The following is a 15,044-nucleotide window of genomic DNA, read 5'->3' on the forward strand; positions in this document are numbered from 1 at the left end:
TGCCATCTCAGGCTTTTTCAAAATTATGCGTCATTTAGCGGTCTAACACTCACCCTTCTCATTAACCTATTGATTGTCAATTAAATTTTGATTGAAAAAGTCTGCATTATAGGATGCTAAAAGAAAGCCAAAAGCCGTATAAAAAACGTTAGTTACCAAGAGGATAAAGATAGATATGTACGGAGGAAGTTGTCTCTGTGGCACAGTGAAAGTTGAAATTACAGGCGATATTAAATCTGCAACACATTGTCATTGCAATATGTGTCAAAAAACTCATGGTGCTGCGTTTGCAACTTTTGCAGCCAGTCGTGATGAAGATTTTATGATTGTTCAAGGGGGGACTCTATTAAACGCTACGAGTCATCGCCAAATTACTTTCGCACATTTTGCGCGCATTGTGGGTCAAATATCCAATGGATACATGATATTAAGCAGAGCAATGGTTGGTCTACATTTGCCTTGTCTTTGTTAGACACACCATTTCACAGAAATAAACAGAAGCACATATATGTAACATCTAAAGCTCCATGGCTTAGTCTTAGTGATAATCATCCCAAATTCGGTGGGGCTGTCAACTAACAGGCTGTTAAAGACGGATTCCATGAACTCATGGAAACTCAGGTTTGGGATTTCTTGTTGAAGTCTTTGAAGCTTCACCTTGAGGCCCACATATAGTAAGCATTTAAGGTTTCAAGATGCTTTTTCTATTCTTATGTGAACGACTTAGAGCTGTAGGTCATAGAAAAACTGCCGCTAGTATGAGCTTAGGTGTATATAGTTTGCATCCCTGCTTTGAAAATCATCATGTCACTCATACTTTGTCATACATGCAGTTATTAATGGTTTGCTAAATTAGTAAGGTCGCTATCAAGGTTTTGTCCAAGAACTTCTCAGGTTGAATTTTTACCCGTGGCACTTTCTAGCTCGAAAGTGACTCAAAGTGTGTTTAGAACTCATGAATTTAGCATGATAACTATTGTGACAACAGCTTGTTCGCAAATTGGCTAATACATATTCGTGCATCAGGCTAGAACATATTTTGCCGACCAATTCATGCTATACAGAAAAAATCTGTATTCAAGTCATGCAGGTACAGAGCTGTAGAAATTAAACTATTGTTATTTATAGTAAAATAGATGTATTGTTTACGTCTAGTATAGCTGTTAGAAAGTTTAGGAAAATATAGTGTTAGAATTAAGAAAGTCGGTGATATCAGAAGCCAGGGCTTTTGTTGAAATGGAGTGTTCTCATGATACAAAAGGCTTTGTTATTCCTTATTCACTAGAAAAGCACGCAAGTCTAATAGAGAGCAATGACGTAATTTATCTGTCTTTGTACTACGAAAACGAGTTGTCAGGCTTCATAATTTTGTCGCAAGAAAGCCAAGATGTCGTTGAGTTCAGAAGAATTGTTGTTGCTTCCAAAGGAAAGGGGCTTGGTCAACTCGCAATTAAAGAGATGGAACAGTATTGTGCGGAAAACTTAAACTGTTCAAAAGTCTGGTTAGATGTATTCGAATCAAACTCAAGAGGAATATATATTTATAAAAAGCTGGGCTATACGCAATTTAAAGAAGCGTTCTATGAAGGTAAGAAATTGTTATTCATGGAAAAAACGTTCTAACAAGATGATTGGACTCCCCATCCCCAATCCGCCTATCTTTTAATAGGAAGCAACACGGGAGTCTGATTATGAAAAATCTCATTATTGGCGTTGATCTAGCCGCTAAGGTTATTCAAGTTTGCGTTTACGCAGATAACAAGGTGCAATCTAATCGAGAAATGACACCGAAACAGTTCAGCGCTTATCTCAGTAATCTGTCACCCTCTCTGGTGGTGTTTGAAGCTTGCGCAAGCTCTAATTATTGGAATCAAATTGCCACATCTTTAGGCCACACTTCGAAGTTAATTTCCTCTCGTTTGGTTAAAGCGGTTCGTCAGAATCAAAAAACAGATAAGAATGACGCTTTAGCGATCATTCAAGCCTCACAGTTACCTGAAGTAACTTTTGTTTCTGGTAAGACGAATAGCTAACAGCAAGCGCAATCAATGCTGAAATTACGAGAGCAAGCTGTTAAACAACGGACGGCATTAAAAAATCAATTAATAGGATTGATGAGGGAGTTTAATCTTCCAGTTTCGAGGAACCATCAAGGCTTTACTCAATCGATAGAGATGATTTTGGAAGACGCGGACAATGAGCTAACAGCTGATTTTAGGCATATGCTGAAAGTGTCACTCGACTTATATTTGGTTTTGTGCGAAGCAATTGATACTTATGATCATTCCCTTGATCAATGGATAAGGTCAATCCAAGAATGCCAAAAGTTAATGAAGATTGAAGGTATCGGTAAGTTAAACGCAGTTCATTTGTACATTGCTTTGGCATCAGGAGAACTTGGTCAGTTTAAAAAGGGAAAAGATGTTTCCGCTTGTATTGGCTTAACACCACTCCAACATTCTTCTGGTGGTAAAGCGAAGTTGGGACATATTGATAAACGGAAAAACTCAACGTTGCGCAGCCTATTAATTACTGGCGCAATGTCTGTGGTTCAGCAAGTCGTAAAACGCGATGCTAAAACAAAGAAAGAACAGTGGCTACAAGCATTAGTAGTACGTAGAGGTAAAAAATGTGCAGCGGTAGCGCTGGCAAATAAAACAGTTCGTACCGCTTTTGCTATGCTTAAATCTGATACGGAGTATAGAGCATCTATGCTCTGACAGTTTGACAAAATGAAGCGTAAGATAAAAGTTAGGTGATACAGAATAGTCGAAAGAGGAAAAGCTCGCTAACAAGCATTGTACCCTGACAGCCGAAATTATCATTGAGCAGAGGTAGCTCCTCAATAGTAGCTCGTATATAAGCACGCGAATATCTATCGTTCTTTTTGTTGAAACGGGGGAGTCCATATAAGAGACTATGGTTTCAAGATACTTTCTCATACCTGATCTTGATGCAACTAAGTCATTTAAGCTAACAAGGTTTGTCCAAAAGCTTCTCAGGTTGAATTTTTACCCGTGGCACTTTCTAGCTCGCTAGTGTCTCATTACTAGTTTCGCTAAAACACTTACGCTCTATGTTGGCGGTATTTTGAACAAATATAACTAATCTGACATCCAACACTTACAAAGTTTAAACTTACCTATAAGCCAATACTTCTCAGCTTGCCACAATATTGCGGACTACGTTGTGCAATACATGTAACAAAGCCACCAATCATCTCTCCCCTTCGGGAGTTAGACTCGTAAAATTCTCGATTTTTCATCTTGTTGCTGCTTCAAAAGTCATCTAACTAGCCGAGCATAAACCAAGCTGTCATGGCTTGGTTCGTGTGTCAAATTGCTCTTTCTCTTGATCTCCTTCTTTCTTCTTCCCCCATTAAAGTTAAATGAGTCCTAAAAACACAGTATTGCAACCTTAAGACCTATTTCTCACCACCATAGTCTCTACACTCAAGTCTCCAGGCTGGAAAACACATTAAATGAGGAGAGGGAAGTATGAATTGGAATGTGACACCAATAATGGCTCTGGTCATTTTTCTGCAAGGATGTGGCGTACAAAATAGTACGCAAGCCATTGAGCAGAAATACACAAATCACGCTTCTAAATTTGCCACTGTTGAAGGCAAACGAGTGCATTATCGAGATGAAGGACAGGGTGAGGTGGTGATTTTATTGCATGGCACTTCGTCATCACTTCACGCTTGGGAGCAATGGACTCAAATCCTCAAACAAGACTATCGCGTCGTACGTATGGACTTACCGGGTTTTGGCTTAACTGGGCATCTGCTTCAAAACCAGTACGAAATCCCTGACGATATTGCTTTTTTAAGTGCCTTTATGAGAGAGCTCGACATCGAACAAGCACATTTTGTCGGTAGCTCTTTAGGAGGACGCATAGTTTGGGAATACGGTTTACAACATCCAGAGCAGGTTATAACCCTTACGTTGATAAATGCCTTAGGGTATCCACAAAAATCGTGGCCACCAGGCATTGCGATGGCCCAGTGGCCAGTCATCGGCAAAATAATGGAACATGTCACTCCAAGGTTTATGTTCGAAGATGGGCTTAAAGAGGTTTACTTCGACCCGCTACTTGTGGATGCGGCGTTGATTGATCGATACTACGAACTGACTACCTACCAACAAAATCGACAGGGATTCACACGTCGCGTCAGGGCATCGCTTGATGAGGACTCGGATAAGATAACACAAATTGCCAAGCCAACTCTTATTCTGTGGGGGAAGGAAGACCGTTATTTTCCAGCTGAAAATGCGAGAAAGTTTGAGCGTGATATTCGAGGCTCTTATGCTGTAGTGTATGACGACGTTGGACACTTACCGATGGAAGAGGTCCCAGAGCGATCAGCAGAGGCGTTTAAACAGTTTATCTCGAAAGGTAAGCCTTAGGACTAACTTGGTGCCAGCGCTTGAACGCTTTGTAGAAGCTGCTAGTATCTTTAAAACCAAGACGATAGCTCAATTCGGTAACGCTTGGAGGCGGGGTTTGAGTCAGCCAACGGACTGCTAACTGCTTTCTTGTATCATCAAGAATACTCTGGAAAGAGGTATGCTCTCTTTCCAGTTTGCGGTAGAGCGTTTGTCGGCTGAAGTGTAATTGCTGTGCAACCTTGTCTATGCTGAGTAGTTCTCCATTTTCTAGTCCGTTTACTACTATGGTCCTGACTTGCTGCTGGAGAGGTTGGGTTTGCGTTAATGTCTTAAGGTGGCTTTGTGCGGTTTTTGCCATCATCGTTTTCAGATACTCACTACTAGTCGCAATGGGAAGGTTAAGCCATTTCGATTCAAATATCAGCTGGTGATAAGCACTGTTAAATTCAATGGTTTCTCCAAAGACTGGTTGATATTTATCCACATGTAGCGGAGCTAAATACCCAAACTTAGCTTTGGTTAGCGGGAAAGAATGGGCACTCAGCATTCTTGCCCACATCACCACCGCACTCATGCTGCGTTCAATGGCGGCTCTAGGGTAATCATGGCGTGATTCAATGGAGAGGGTTAAACGGCACTGCTGTCCATCGTCATCCACTTGCCAACACTCTGAAGAATTCATCAGAAAAATATTACTTTGGAACGTGTTGAATGCGTCTCTTAACGTCGCACATTGGCTCACCCAACTCGCGAGCACACCTTTTGATTCATGGGATATAGTTCGCCCAATGATGAGTCCAATTTCGGGCGATGGATGGTGCTGTTCGAGGAGTGACCATAAGGCAACCATTTGGCTTTCTGGAAGCCGATCCGATAGCGATAGATTAGCGCTATTTTTAATGGCCTCAAGGATTATACCGTCAAGGTGATTAGATGCTTCGACCTGTTTACGCAAAGCGGGAGGCAACAGTGAATAGGCATTTACTAAATCAATGACAGAGGCGAATGAAACAGATTTTTCGATGGTGTTATCTGTCATGAGTGTTATCAAAATGTTAAGTCATAGCTAACTAATATCGCAATTTTCCTCGTCTATCAATCTAGAGTGCTTCTAAAAAGTGGTAAGTTCACAATATGATAGCTGATTGAGGTTATCAACCATTCTCTCAAAGATCGAACTATGTCTGATAATAAAGTTGGGCTAGGGGCGCATTTGCCCCACAAAAGGTTAGGTAAGAGTCACACCATCACAGGTGTCATTTTGGTTTGTAAAACAACGAATCAGAATACGTGCTAAAGGTTTGCTGTTCGATATTTTCTAGGTGTCTGATTAAACAATTTCTTAAATGCCTGTACATAAGCAGAATCAGAAGAATATCCCGATTCGATAGCAATTTCTTGAATGCTCATTTTCGAGCTTAACAACTGCAAAGATAAAACTAGCCTAATGTTTTGTCGCCATTGTGAAAAAGATTGAGAAAACTCTTTAGAGCATAATCGAGACAGCGTGCGTTCAGATGCACCGACTGTTGTCGCCCATTCTTTTAATGTAAACGGTAAATCAGGCTGTTTTTGAAGTTGTGCGAAAATAGAGAAAAGACGCTTATCGGTAGGAATAAGCAATGGTATTTCATAACTTTCTGCAACTTCGATTTGATCTCTCAAGACCATAAGTAAATGCATTATATTGGACTCAGATTGTGAGTGTGTGTTGCTTTCAAACAGAAGTTGTATCAACTCTTTGGTAAAAGAATTTACCTGACAGGATTTAGGTTTGCTTCCATAGCGAAGATTTTTGTCTGGGTTGAGGTAAATAGCCAAAAATTGTGTATCTGTAATCGCAACGGATTTATGAACTGTATTTGCGGGAATATAGAGCAAGCCATTATGGGGCACTATCCCGCTTTTATCACCAATGTCTGATTGTAACAATCCCTGGCGTGGGAACACTATTTGGTGCCATGGGTGTGAGTGGAAATCATCAATATAGCCAGAGGCCATTTGGGTCGTTCTAGTTATGAATTGTTTATCAGGAAAGTTTCTGATTATCTCATTGGCTTGCATGGTCGGCGACTTATCTACATTGGATGTCTGTTAGTATAAAATGCGCCACTTAGATTTGGTATAACATTGTCAGCCTATTATTTAGTAAAGGGCTAAAGATGCGTATCCATTTTATTATTCATGAAGATTTTGAGACTCCTGGAGCATATAAAACTTGGGCGAAGAAACACCGTCATACCATTACATACTCGCGAGTATATCTAGGTGAACCTCTCCCCCAAGATATTGAAGGCATTGATTTTCTGATTGTTATGGGGGGCCCACAAGACCCTGCGACCACTAGCGAACAATGTTCTTACTTCGATACCAAAGGTGAACAGGCAGTCATTACAAAAGCGATTAATGCTGGCAAAGTTGTATTAGGTATTTGTTTGGGAGCCCAACTTATTGGTGAAGCGCTAGGTGCTAATTATGAACATAGCCCTGAACGTGAAGTTGGTAAGTTCTCTATAACGCTGACCAAAGACGGTATTACCCATCCACTGTTTGACCATTTTGGTACCGTTTTGGAAGTAGGCCATTGGCATAACGATATGCCTGGACTGATACCAGGTGCCGAAATCATTGCGTATAGTAAAGGCTGCCCGAGACAAATTGTTGCTTATAGCGATTTGGTGTTTGGTTTTCAGTGTCATATGGAATTGACTAAAGAAGTCGTAGCGCTGCTCATCGAAAATACTGATCTTAGTAAGGCTGAGGACTTTCGTTTTGTTGAGAACCCTGAAGTATTACTGAGTCATGACTATGATGAGATGAACGAAAAACTACATGGTTTTTTAGATAAGCTGGAACGCTTGTATAAATCACTGAAGTAAGTGGTAATTGAGTGCCTTATGAAAATTTGTTGCAGTGTGTAGACCTTAATCAGGTAAGTGTGTTTATAAGTCATAACTTCATATCTAGAGGATGCGAATTAACCAGTCTTGACCTGTATAACGATGGAAAAGGGCGCCAGTAACGGTGCCCTTTGTGTTGGCTAGCAACGCTATAAGTTTCGTGGCCGCATAGTAAGAAGAGTGCAGTATGCTGTGAGGGGCGGGTTTCGGCTTGCCTTTTTAACCGTTGGGCAAAATAAATACAGAACAAGCATAAAAAACACAGGCGTGACGTTCGGTTTTTAATGGAAGACATTGAAGTCAATGAGAGATAATTAAATTTTTAATTGAATAATTCATTTGGAAATAGAATTAATACTCTAAATAATTCTATTTTATATATGACTCTGTCTCATTAGTAAATTGTGACTTTAATTCAAAATAAAAATAAAACCCAACTTGAAGTTGTTACTGTTATTTTAATTTAAACGTCATAATGAAAGTTGGTATTTAGATGGGAGCTAATGATTCATGAACCTTTTTTAGCGAAATAGACTTCATGGTTCGTATGAGAGTTATTATGTTTATAGATGCTTTTAGATGAGTGGGTTTTTTCTAAATTATTGTTTTATTTGTGTTTAATGCAGTTTCTTTGTCTGTTAGTTATGCTGATAAGACTTTTTCTTATCCAGGTTAATTTAATCATTCCTCTCTCTTCTAAATTAGTTCAGCCTAATTTAGCTTACTCTAAGGTTGGTGATTTGAAGGGACCTTACACAATTGTATTTTCCGAAATTTTGGGCTTTATCTCATAATTAAATAAATTTTGACATTTATTCAATAAGTAAAAATTTAATTCCTTCCTGGTTAATTTCTTGTGTAAATTAAGTGTACTTGCAACGGGGGGATGAATTTCCCATTGCAGGTTTATTGCAGAAATAAAATAATTAATATAAAGCTAAGGAATCAAGTATGTATCTAAGAAAGAGCAGTGCTAAACAGATTCACTCTATTGGATATCGCGCGTTAGGGCTAACAATGCTTTGCTCTGGCTTATTGTTGAATCCAATTTCACAAGCCATGGCTAGTGAGTTCAGTACTGATGCGATAGCTCAGTCAGAAAGTGAATACTGGAGCACCTATAAGCTAGATATCACAAACACGGGCTCAGATAGCGCAGACATGCGTGAAGCTGTGATCGAATTTTTATTGCCAGTAGCGATTAACGAGATCAACTGGGCGTCGAACCACCTTTCTTACCCATCATGGGAAATCTCTCATACGACGCAAGCGGATGGGGTATTGAACGCCGTGACGTTGACGTTCCCAGAAGGCTCTTGGGTTGATAGTGAGCTGGCCTCTGGTGAATCTGCGGCATTGACTATCTCTTTCGGTGGTGAACTGACAGATCTGAATGCGTTTGAGAATTCTGTTGTGGTGAAAGTCGATGGCGAAGTGGTTCCTTCACCAGAGTTTTCACTGGATATTTTAGCGCCTGCTCAAAATTCAGTGGTTTACACAGGTACGAATATTGACATCATTACGGGTGTCGAAGGTGAGGGTGCAAGCAAACTCGAGTTCTGGGCAAACAGTACCAAATTGGGTGAGCAAAACGTTGTCGAAGGTACAACAGAATACCAACAAGCTTGGCTTCCAAGCGAAGTTGGTGCAGCATCGATCACTGTGATGGCTTTCAATGACAGTGGCGATAAACTCACAGAAAAAGCAGTTCAAGTGACGGTAGAGTCAGAATCGACGGCGCCAAATCCACCTGTGATTGAGTTTATCTCGCCAGACGCAGGCTCTTCTCACCAAAAAGGTGACAGCATCACAATTTCAGCGCATGTAACAGATGCAGACGATGACTTAGCGACGGTTAAGTTCTTCGCTAACGATTCAGAAGTGTGTTCTCTTGATGCGAAAACGACCCAAGATTTTTCTTGTGACTGGACAACGCAAACGGCAGGCTCTACTACGCTTCGTGCGGAAGCAAAAGATGACGAGCAACATGTCTCTAGTAAGAATTTAACCATCACGGTGACAGATACAAGCACCAGCTGTGGTGACATACCTCAGTACGAAGATGGTGTGGCCTATAACGTCGGTGATGAAGTCACTAACATTGGCAATATCTACTCATGTACGGTAGCGGGTTGGTGTGGTAACCCTGTATGGACACCTGGAACCGGTCATCCAAGTTATCCTGATGCGTGGAAAGATGCATGGGATGAAGCGGGTGAGTGTGATCCGAACCCTGTGCCAGTGGTGGACGTTCAATCACCGCAAGATGGACAGAAAATCGCACCTAACCAAGCATTCGAAGTTGTAGTCGATGCATCGGATGATACTGACGTTGCCCGCGTTGATGTTCAATTGAATGGTCAAGTGGTTGCGACATCAAACACGCCTTCACTGGGCGATACTTACACCATCACGGTGCCTGCCCAAGTTGAAGGCCAATACATATTGACGGTTGTTGCCTACGATGACCAAGGTGCGAGTGCGGAGGCAGCGCCAATTTCTTTAGCGATTACCGATAAAGACTTGGTTGTTTCTTTAGCATCTCCTGTGGATGGTTCAAGCTACTTCGAAGGTCGTGCGATTTCGATCAAAGCAGACGCGAAGAGTTACGAAGGCGATATTTCCTCGGTTAGCTTCATCGCGAATGGCAACGAGCTGTTTAAAGACACGGAAGCACCTTATGAATATGAGTGGCTAGGTGCTCAGCAGGGTACATATGCTGTCACGGCGAAAGCGGTAAATACGGACAACCAAGAGCAAACCTCTGCAACGTCTAACATTATGGTTAAAGAAAGCACAGGCGGTGGCGGCTTAGTCGATAACCCTGATCGCTCTATCAGTTACCTGACGTCTTGGGGGTTGAATGACTACCAAGAGCTGTTCAACTCAGAAGGTGATGGTTACCTATTGTCATTTGGTAAGTGGGACGCAAGCGGTAACATCACGATCTCTGATGGTATGCTAACACCACCGAATTACAATCCGGACTGGATGCCAACTCAGTACCTAGCATGGTCAACGCTCAAGCATGACAATGAAAATGTCACCATGATGGTTGCGTTTGGTGGTCAAACTTACGAAAGCATTTGGTCGGCGATCAGTACGCCTGAAAGCCGTGAATCGGTTGCGAACGGGTTAGTTGATTTGGTACATACACCATTCCCTGTGTACAAAAAGAATCTAAACGCTGAAGAGGTGGAAGGCGAGTGTCTTGCAACACATTCAGACGGCAGCTGTGATTACAGCAAGTACCAGTTAGCGGGTTATGTGCACATTGATGGCCTGGACTTCGACTTTGAGAAAGCGGCGCGAATCACAGACAAAGAGAACCAAGACTTGACGGCTTTGATCAAGCTTATCCGTGAAAAGGTGGGCAATACGAAGGTTCTTTCTCTGACGACTTACCACGTAGGCGCGGATCCTGTTGAATGTATGGATGCAAGCGTGTTTGAAAACTGCTCTTACATTGAAGAGTCTGGCCGTTCATCTCACCACGGTGAAGTGATTGATCTGTTGAAAGCAACCAAGAACGACTTCGATTTCTTTAACGTGATGACATACGACGCGGGTCGAAACTTCTTATATGAAGTCGCGATGGCAAACTATGCTGAGTACATTGGAGACAAGTCGAAGATTGTTTTAGGTAATACGATAAACAGTCAGTGGTCACCAGAGCCAGGTGGTAACTTTGTCGAAACGCGCCAGAACAATCTAGACCGTGCTAAATGGCAGAAAGATAACGGCTACGGTGGCTTCTTTATGTGGGCGCTAGGCTATAACAACCAAAGTGTGAGCATGGCAGAGCAAGTGGATTACTTTAACGACATGATCAGCGTAAGTAAGTAGTACTTACACAATCGTCTACTTGAACGACGGAAGGCGCTTATGCCTTCCGTTATTTGTTCCCCAATCATTCTGGTCCCAAGATTCAGCTTTTGTTCCAAAAGCGGTTATTAGCGCTCCATAAAACTTCACATAGCATGCCCCAAAGTGTGTTGGCACGATTTGCCCCCTTTATTTGGATACATGCTTTTCATTACTTGAACTCATGGCAGGAAAAAGTAAAGGGCGTGGATAAATTTAAAAATAAATTAATATAGATGAAAACCATCACCTTACATCGCATTTAATCTAAAAAATATATATTAAAGTTTGATTATTGATAGGACTTATACTTATATAATATTTTGAGTTCTCACTCTAGGGGGTGTTGATGGATACGTTAGGTAAAGATTGCTTATTGCAATTAGTACTTGAACACTTTCAGGAGGATATAGCAAAGTCCGTTAACTTTGTGACTGGCGAGGTTGGAGTAGCATATTCAGATTTACCACATAACCTTATTTTTTGTGTGAATTTATCGCTTGTCGAAAAAATTTATCCCACTAGCTAATTCGCTTCTGTTTTAAATCGAGTAAAACGCTACCTCAAGGTTTAAATATGGTAACTGACAACTTTTTCTATAACGCTGAGTTATATAGAGACTACAGTGAGCTTGTGATCGAAAGGCAGATGCGGGGGAGTGATTTGCTTATTTGTTGTTTAGATACGGGTCAATATTACGATAGTTTTTCATTGGCAATGTTACATTCTTATTACGAACAAAAGACAGAGATGATCTCATCTGGTTTTTGTCGGATTATGTCTTTGGTTGACAACAATAGTTTTAGAAAAATAAACTGTAAAGGGAACTTCAAAGAAAGGTTATTTAGTAACACTCGAGGTGAATTAGCTGAATATCTAGAGTCTAACAAAGTTAAAATGAAGAATAGCCATTTTTCCATCAATCGAAAAATAGAAAATAAAATCACATTTAATAACTACGACCACGTTAATTTTAATCAGTACAACAGTAGGTTAGATGCGATTGTTATCGCATCATTAACCAATGAGTATCACGATATTGTCTGTAAGCATGCTCATGACATCCTCATACCTGGAGGGCATGTTTTTATCTGTGATAACTCCCATGCCCCAGAACTTAAAGGAATGCGGTGTTTGAAAAAAGGGGTGTATGTTCGTGTTTAGACGGATTTGCCTGTTGAGGCTCTTTTTGCCATTAATGGAATAAATCAGTTATAGCAGTAGCTGCGTGAGCTACTGCTATTCGTTTTTATGCGTAGGAAGCTTCCGCGTTTCAAAGCAAATTCTTGCATCATGCAAGTTTGAATCGGTTAATTGTACACATGAGATTTTCTGAGATACCTCTGAGTTCTCGGCTCGAATTAGCCATTTCGGTAGATTCACTCGACACTAAAGTCGCCATATCACTCAAGCTGGCTACGTTACGGTTTATTTCGTTCACGGTGAGTGTTTGCTCTTCAGCAGCAGTTGCAATGTGCTGCGCCATACCTTCGATCTTATTAACTTGCTTGTTACTCTCGTCAATCTTGCATCCTGCCTGCGCTGATAGCTCTGAGGCTTTATTCGCTTTATCAACCCCTTGATGCATTACTGTAACGACATTTTCAGCGCCAACTTGCAACTTTTCTATAATATTTTGAATCTCAAGTGTGGACTCCTGAGTACGTTGAGAAAGCGTTCTTACTTCATCTGCTACCACAGCAAAGCCCCGACCATGATCACCAGCCCTAGCGGCTTCAATGGCGGCGTTGAGTGCTAAGAGGTTTGTCTGTTCTGCGACTCCTCGAATAACTTCTAGAACCGTATCCACATTTTTTGCATCAAGCGCCAGCTTCTGGACTGCTTGTCCTGCAGAGGTAATGACTTCCGCCATTTCGTTGGCTTCTATCACGTTATTTTGAATAATTGATGAACTCTTCTGTGTCTCCTGCGCTGCAAACCGACTTGCTTCATTTGCTTCAACAGTGCGCCCAGCAACTTCCTCAACGGTAGCCAGCATTTCCGTCATGGCTGTTGCAAGCATATCCACGTCGTTTCTTTGCTGGTTAAGGCTATTATCTATTTGGTGAACCGAATCAGTGAGTTGCGTTGCCGACGCTGATACTTGAGTCCCAATTCCCTGAATCCCGAGCATCATTGATTGAATTGACTCTACAAACTGATTGAAATAACGAGCCAAGAAAATCAGTTCTTTGCTCCCTTCTTCGGGAATACGTTGCGTTAGATCGCCTTCGCCTTTTGATAATGCTTTCATCGCAGCCAAAGTACGATTTATTGGGAGAGTGATGGTTTTGATGAAGTAAGCAACGATCAGTGACAGAACCGCTAAAATGCCTATAGCATAACCTATCGATGTCATCTCAGCTCGGTGAGTCGTCGCTTGTAAGGCCACCATATTTACACCAGAACCAACCATCCATCCCCAGGGCTCCAACATTATTGCATAACTGGTTTTTGGCTCTAGCGTCTGTTTGTTCGGGTTTTTCCAATGATAATCAATGAATCCACCACCACTTTTCGAAATACTATACATCTCTCTGACAAAATATTCCCCCTTACTATCTTGAAGGTCCATAATATTTTTTCCTAAAAGAGAGGGGACGCCTGTAGCTATTTGCTTTCCTTCTCGATCACCTATAAAGATATAATTCCCATCATCAAATCGCATATTTGATATGGTTTCCAATGCGCGAGCGCGTGCTTCCTCTTCGCTTAAATTTCCTATTTCACTCTGACTTTGATAATACCTAATAACGCTAACGGCGCTTTGAACTAGTGTTTTTACCCCTTTTTGATAACTTTCACGCACATGTTGGCGTGAGCTATCTATATTTAAAATGGTATTTGCGAGTAAAGCGATTGCAAACAAAGCGAGAATCGCCCAAACTCTAATAGCAATCGATACGCTTTTTATTTCTTTAATTATCATGGATTTATCCCCTAACCAAAAATTCACTAACGTAAGAAAAAGATTTTATATAAACTTAGAACTAGAATATCTTTATTTTTATATTATAAAATTAGCACATAAAAATTATTTAGTTTGGTGATTAATGTAAATTAAAGAATACCCCATCACTAATGATAGATTGAATAATTGAACTGGTTGATTGTTAAGTTAATAAAATATATTTAAAAATAAAATTTATTTAAATTGAAATATATAACTAGCATTTTCAACATCTCAGAATGTAATTTTCTAGTTAAATATAAACTTCATTATACTTTTCAGTAGTTTAGATCCGGTTTACTTAATCACACCTTAGTCCAAAAATTTTGACTGTTTGATGCGATTTATTCATCATGTTAGCTTTCCAGGTTCCACGTGCCATACAAAAGACTTCGGTGTGATTTCTTTTTGCAAAGCCTCTATTAACATCCAATTCAACAAACGCTTTTCTCATTCATGTAATTGTCGCCCTCAAGATGGCCCTGAGCTGTCGTAGTTTAGAGTAGGCTAGTCAACGCACCTTAATATGCATTCCATTGCATTTTTGCGTATAACTTACAGACAAATCTCAAAAAAAAGGTACTCTAAAAAAATCCATGTTGTTGGCGAGTATTTTTGTATGCGTAAGCTAAAAATTGACACGTTTTGCTTTGAAACTGGCGAACTAAAGGACAGCTTGTCGGTTCCTTTAGGGTTGGCAAAGCTGCTTGTGACACTCTTACCTCAAAATATATCGTCTAAATTTGACGAAAACGGGGAGCAATTAGAAGTATTAATCAACGAATTAAAAGACGTAAAAGCCGAAGGCATTTTATTTGAGTTGAAAGATGATGAAGGCAAAGAGCGCACTGTGTTTTCGGTGGCTTGATTGGCTGATCAATAACAAGCAATCCGACACGTTTGGTGTGTGAAGTATGTATATGTTAAGTATCGTGTTTT

10 protein-coding genes and 1 pseudogene are annotated in these 15,044 nt (G+C 40.7%); 8 read left to right on the forward strand and 3 right to left on the reverse strand.

Annotated elements, in window-relative coordinates; all coding sequences use genetic code 11:
- Nucleotides 1–175 precede the first annotated feature (175 nt).
- The 4 genes and pseudogenes from BTO10_RS23890 to BTO10_RS01605 all read left to right on the forward strand — a co-directional run bounded on the left by BTO10_RS23890 (nt 176) and on the right by BTO10_RS01605 (nt 4,409).
- The gene (locus BTO10_RS23890) at nt 176–472 is read left to right on the forward strand and encodes a GFA family protein (protein ID WP_105023326.1); all 297 of its coding nucleotides are present in this window, start codon (nt 176–178) and stop codon (nt 470–472) included.
- A 713-nt stretch (nt 473–1,185) separates the two neighbouring features.
- On the forward strand, nt 1,186–1,623 hold the full coding sequence (locus BTO10_RS01595) for a GNAT family N-acetyltransferase (RefSeq protein WP_004739438.1): 438 nt from the start codon (nt 1,186–1,188) through the stop codon (nt 1,621–1,623).
- Between the two features lie 68 nt (nt 1,624–1,691).
- Nucleotides 1,692–2,720, forward strand: a pseudogene (locus tag BTO10_RS01600) (IS110 family transposase).
- Nucleotides 2,721–3,497: 777 nt separating this feature from the next.
- On the forward strand, nt 3,498–4,409 hold the full coding sequence (locus BTO10_RS01605; protein WP_105023327.1) for an alpha/beta fold hydrolase: 912 nt from the start codon (nt 3,498–3,500) through the stop codon (nt 4,407–4,409).
- Here the strand turns inward: BTO10_RS01605 and BTO10_RS01610 are convergent.
- Both BTO10_RS01610 and BTO10_RS01615 read right to left on the reverse strand, forming a co-directional pair.
- Nucleotides 4,387–5,430 (reverse strand): AraC family transcriptional regulator, encoded by a 1,044-nt coding sequence (locus BTO10_RS01610; protein WP_105023328.1) that lies wholly within the window; start codon nt 5,428–5,430, stop codon nt 4,387–4,389. The two genes, BTO10_RS01605 and BTO10_RS01610, sit on opposite strands and share 23 nt — an antisense overlap.
- A 254-nt stretch (nt 5,431–5,684) precedes the next feature.
- A complete protein-coding gene (locus BTO10_RS01615; protein WP_004739443.1) occupies nt 5,685–6,455 on the reverse strand; it encodes a helix-turn-helix transcriptional regulator in 771 nt (256 codons plus the stop codon).
- Between the two features lie 98 nt (nt 6,456–6,553).
- On the opposite strand from BTO10_RS01615, the gene BTO10_RS01620 reads away from it, so the two are divergent.
- The 3 genes from BTO10_RS01620 to BTO10_RS01635 all read left to right on the forward strand — a co-directional run bounded on the left by BTO10_RS01620 (nt 6,554) and on the right by BTO10_RS01635 (nt 12,319).
- Nucleotides 6,554–7,270 (forward strand): type 1 glutamine amidotransferase, encoded by a 717-nt coding sequence (locus BTO10_RS01620; protein WP_105023329.1) that lies wholly within the window; start codon nt 6,554–6,556, stop codon nt 7,268–7,270.
- A 972-nt stretch (nt 7,271–8,242) separates the two neighbouring features.
- A complete protein-coding gene (locus BTO10_RS01625) occupies nt 8,243–11,137 on the forward strand; it encodes an Ig-like domain-containing protein (protein WP_105023330.1) in 2,895 nt (964 codons plus the stop codon).
- Between the two features lie 594 nt (nt 11,138–11,731).
- On the forward strand, nt 11,732–12,319 hold the full coding sequence (locus BTO10_RS01635) for a CheR family methyltransferase (RefSeq protein ID WP_105023331.1): 588 nt from the start codon (nt 11,732–11,734) through the stop codon (nt 12,317–12,319).
- Nucleotides 12,320–12,446: 127 nt separating this feature from the next.
- Here the strand turns inward: BTO10_RS01635 and BTO10_RS01640 are convergent, their stop codons facing one another.
- The gene (locus tag BTO10_RS01640) at nt 12,447–14,084 is read right to left on the reverse strand and encodes a methyl-accepting chemotaxis protein (protein WP_105023332.1); all 1,638 of its coding nucleotides are present in this window, start codon (nt 14,082–14,084) and stop codon (nt 12,447–12,449) included.
- 547 nt (nt 14,085–14,631) lie between these two features.
- On the opposite strand from BTO10_RS01640, the gene BTO10_RS01645 reads away from it, so the two are divergent.
- On the forward strand, nt 14,632–14,973 hold the full coding sequence (locus tag BTO10_RS01645) for a hypothetical protein (protein ID WP_258096954.1): 342 nt from the start codon (nt 14,632–14,634) through the stop codon (nt 14,971–14,973).
- The last annotated feature ends 71 nt before the right edge of the window (nt 14,974–15,044 follow it).

The sequence above is a fragment of the Vibrio chagasii genome (assembly GCF_002954585.1).
In the GTDB taxonomy this organism is placed as follows: Bacteria; Pseudomonadota; Gammaproteobacteria; order Enterobacterales; family Vibrionaceae; genus Vibrio; species Vibrio chagasii_A.

What these genes read in the sequence shown, in the direction of transcription:
- BTO10_RS23890 (WP_105023326.1), top strand. Translation starts at nt 176, where the DNA reads ATGTACGGAGGAAGTTGTCTCTGTGGCACAGTGAAAGTTGAAATTACA.
- BTO10_RS01605 (WP_105023327.1), top strand. Translation starts at nt 3,498, where the DNA reads ATGAATTGGAATGTGACACCAATAATGGCTCTGGTCATTTTTCTGCAA.
- BTO10_RS01610 (WP_105023328.1), bottom strand. Translation starts at nt 5,430, where the DNA reads ATGACAGATAACACCATCGAAAAATCTGTTTCATTCGCCTCTGTCATT.
- BTO10_RS01615 (WP_004739443.1), bottom strand. Translation starts at nt 6,455, where the DNA reads ATGCAAGCCAATGAGATAATCAGAAACTTTCCTGATAAACAATTCATA.
- BTO10_RS01620 (WP_105023329.1), top strand. Translation starts at nt 6,554, where the DNA reads ATGCGTATCCATTTTATTATTCATGAAGATTTTGAGACTCCTGGAGCA.
- BTO10_RS01625 (WP_105023330.1), top strand. Translation starts at nt 8,243, where the DNA reads ATGTATCTAAGAAAGAGCAGTGCTAAACAGATTCACTCTATTGGATAT.
- BTO10_RS01635 (WP_105023331.1), top strand. Translation starts at nt 11,732, where the DNA reads ATGGTAACTGACAACTTTTTCTATAACGCTGAGTTATATAGAGACTAC.
- BTO10_RS01640 (WP_105023332.1), bottom strand. Translation starts at nt 14,084, where the DNA reads ATGATAATTAAAGAAATAAAAAGCGTATCGATTGCTATTAGAGTTTGG.
- BTO10_RS01645 (WP_258096954.1), top strand. Translation starts at nt 14,632, where the DNA reads ATGCATTCCATTGCATTTTTGCGTATAACTTACAGACAAATCTCAAAA.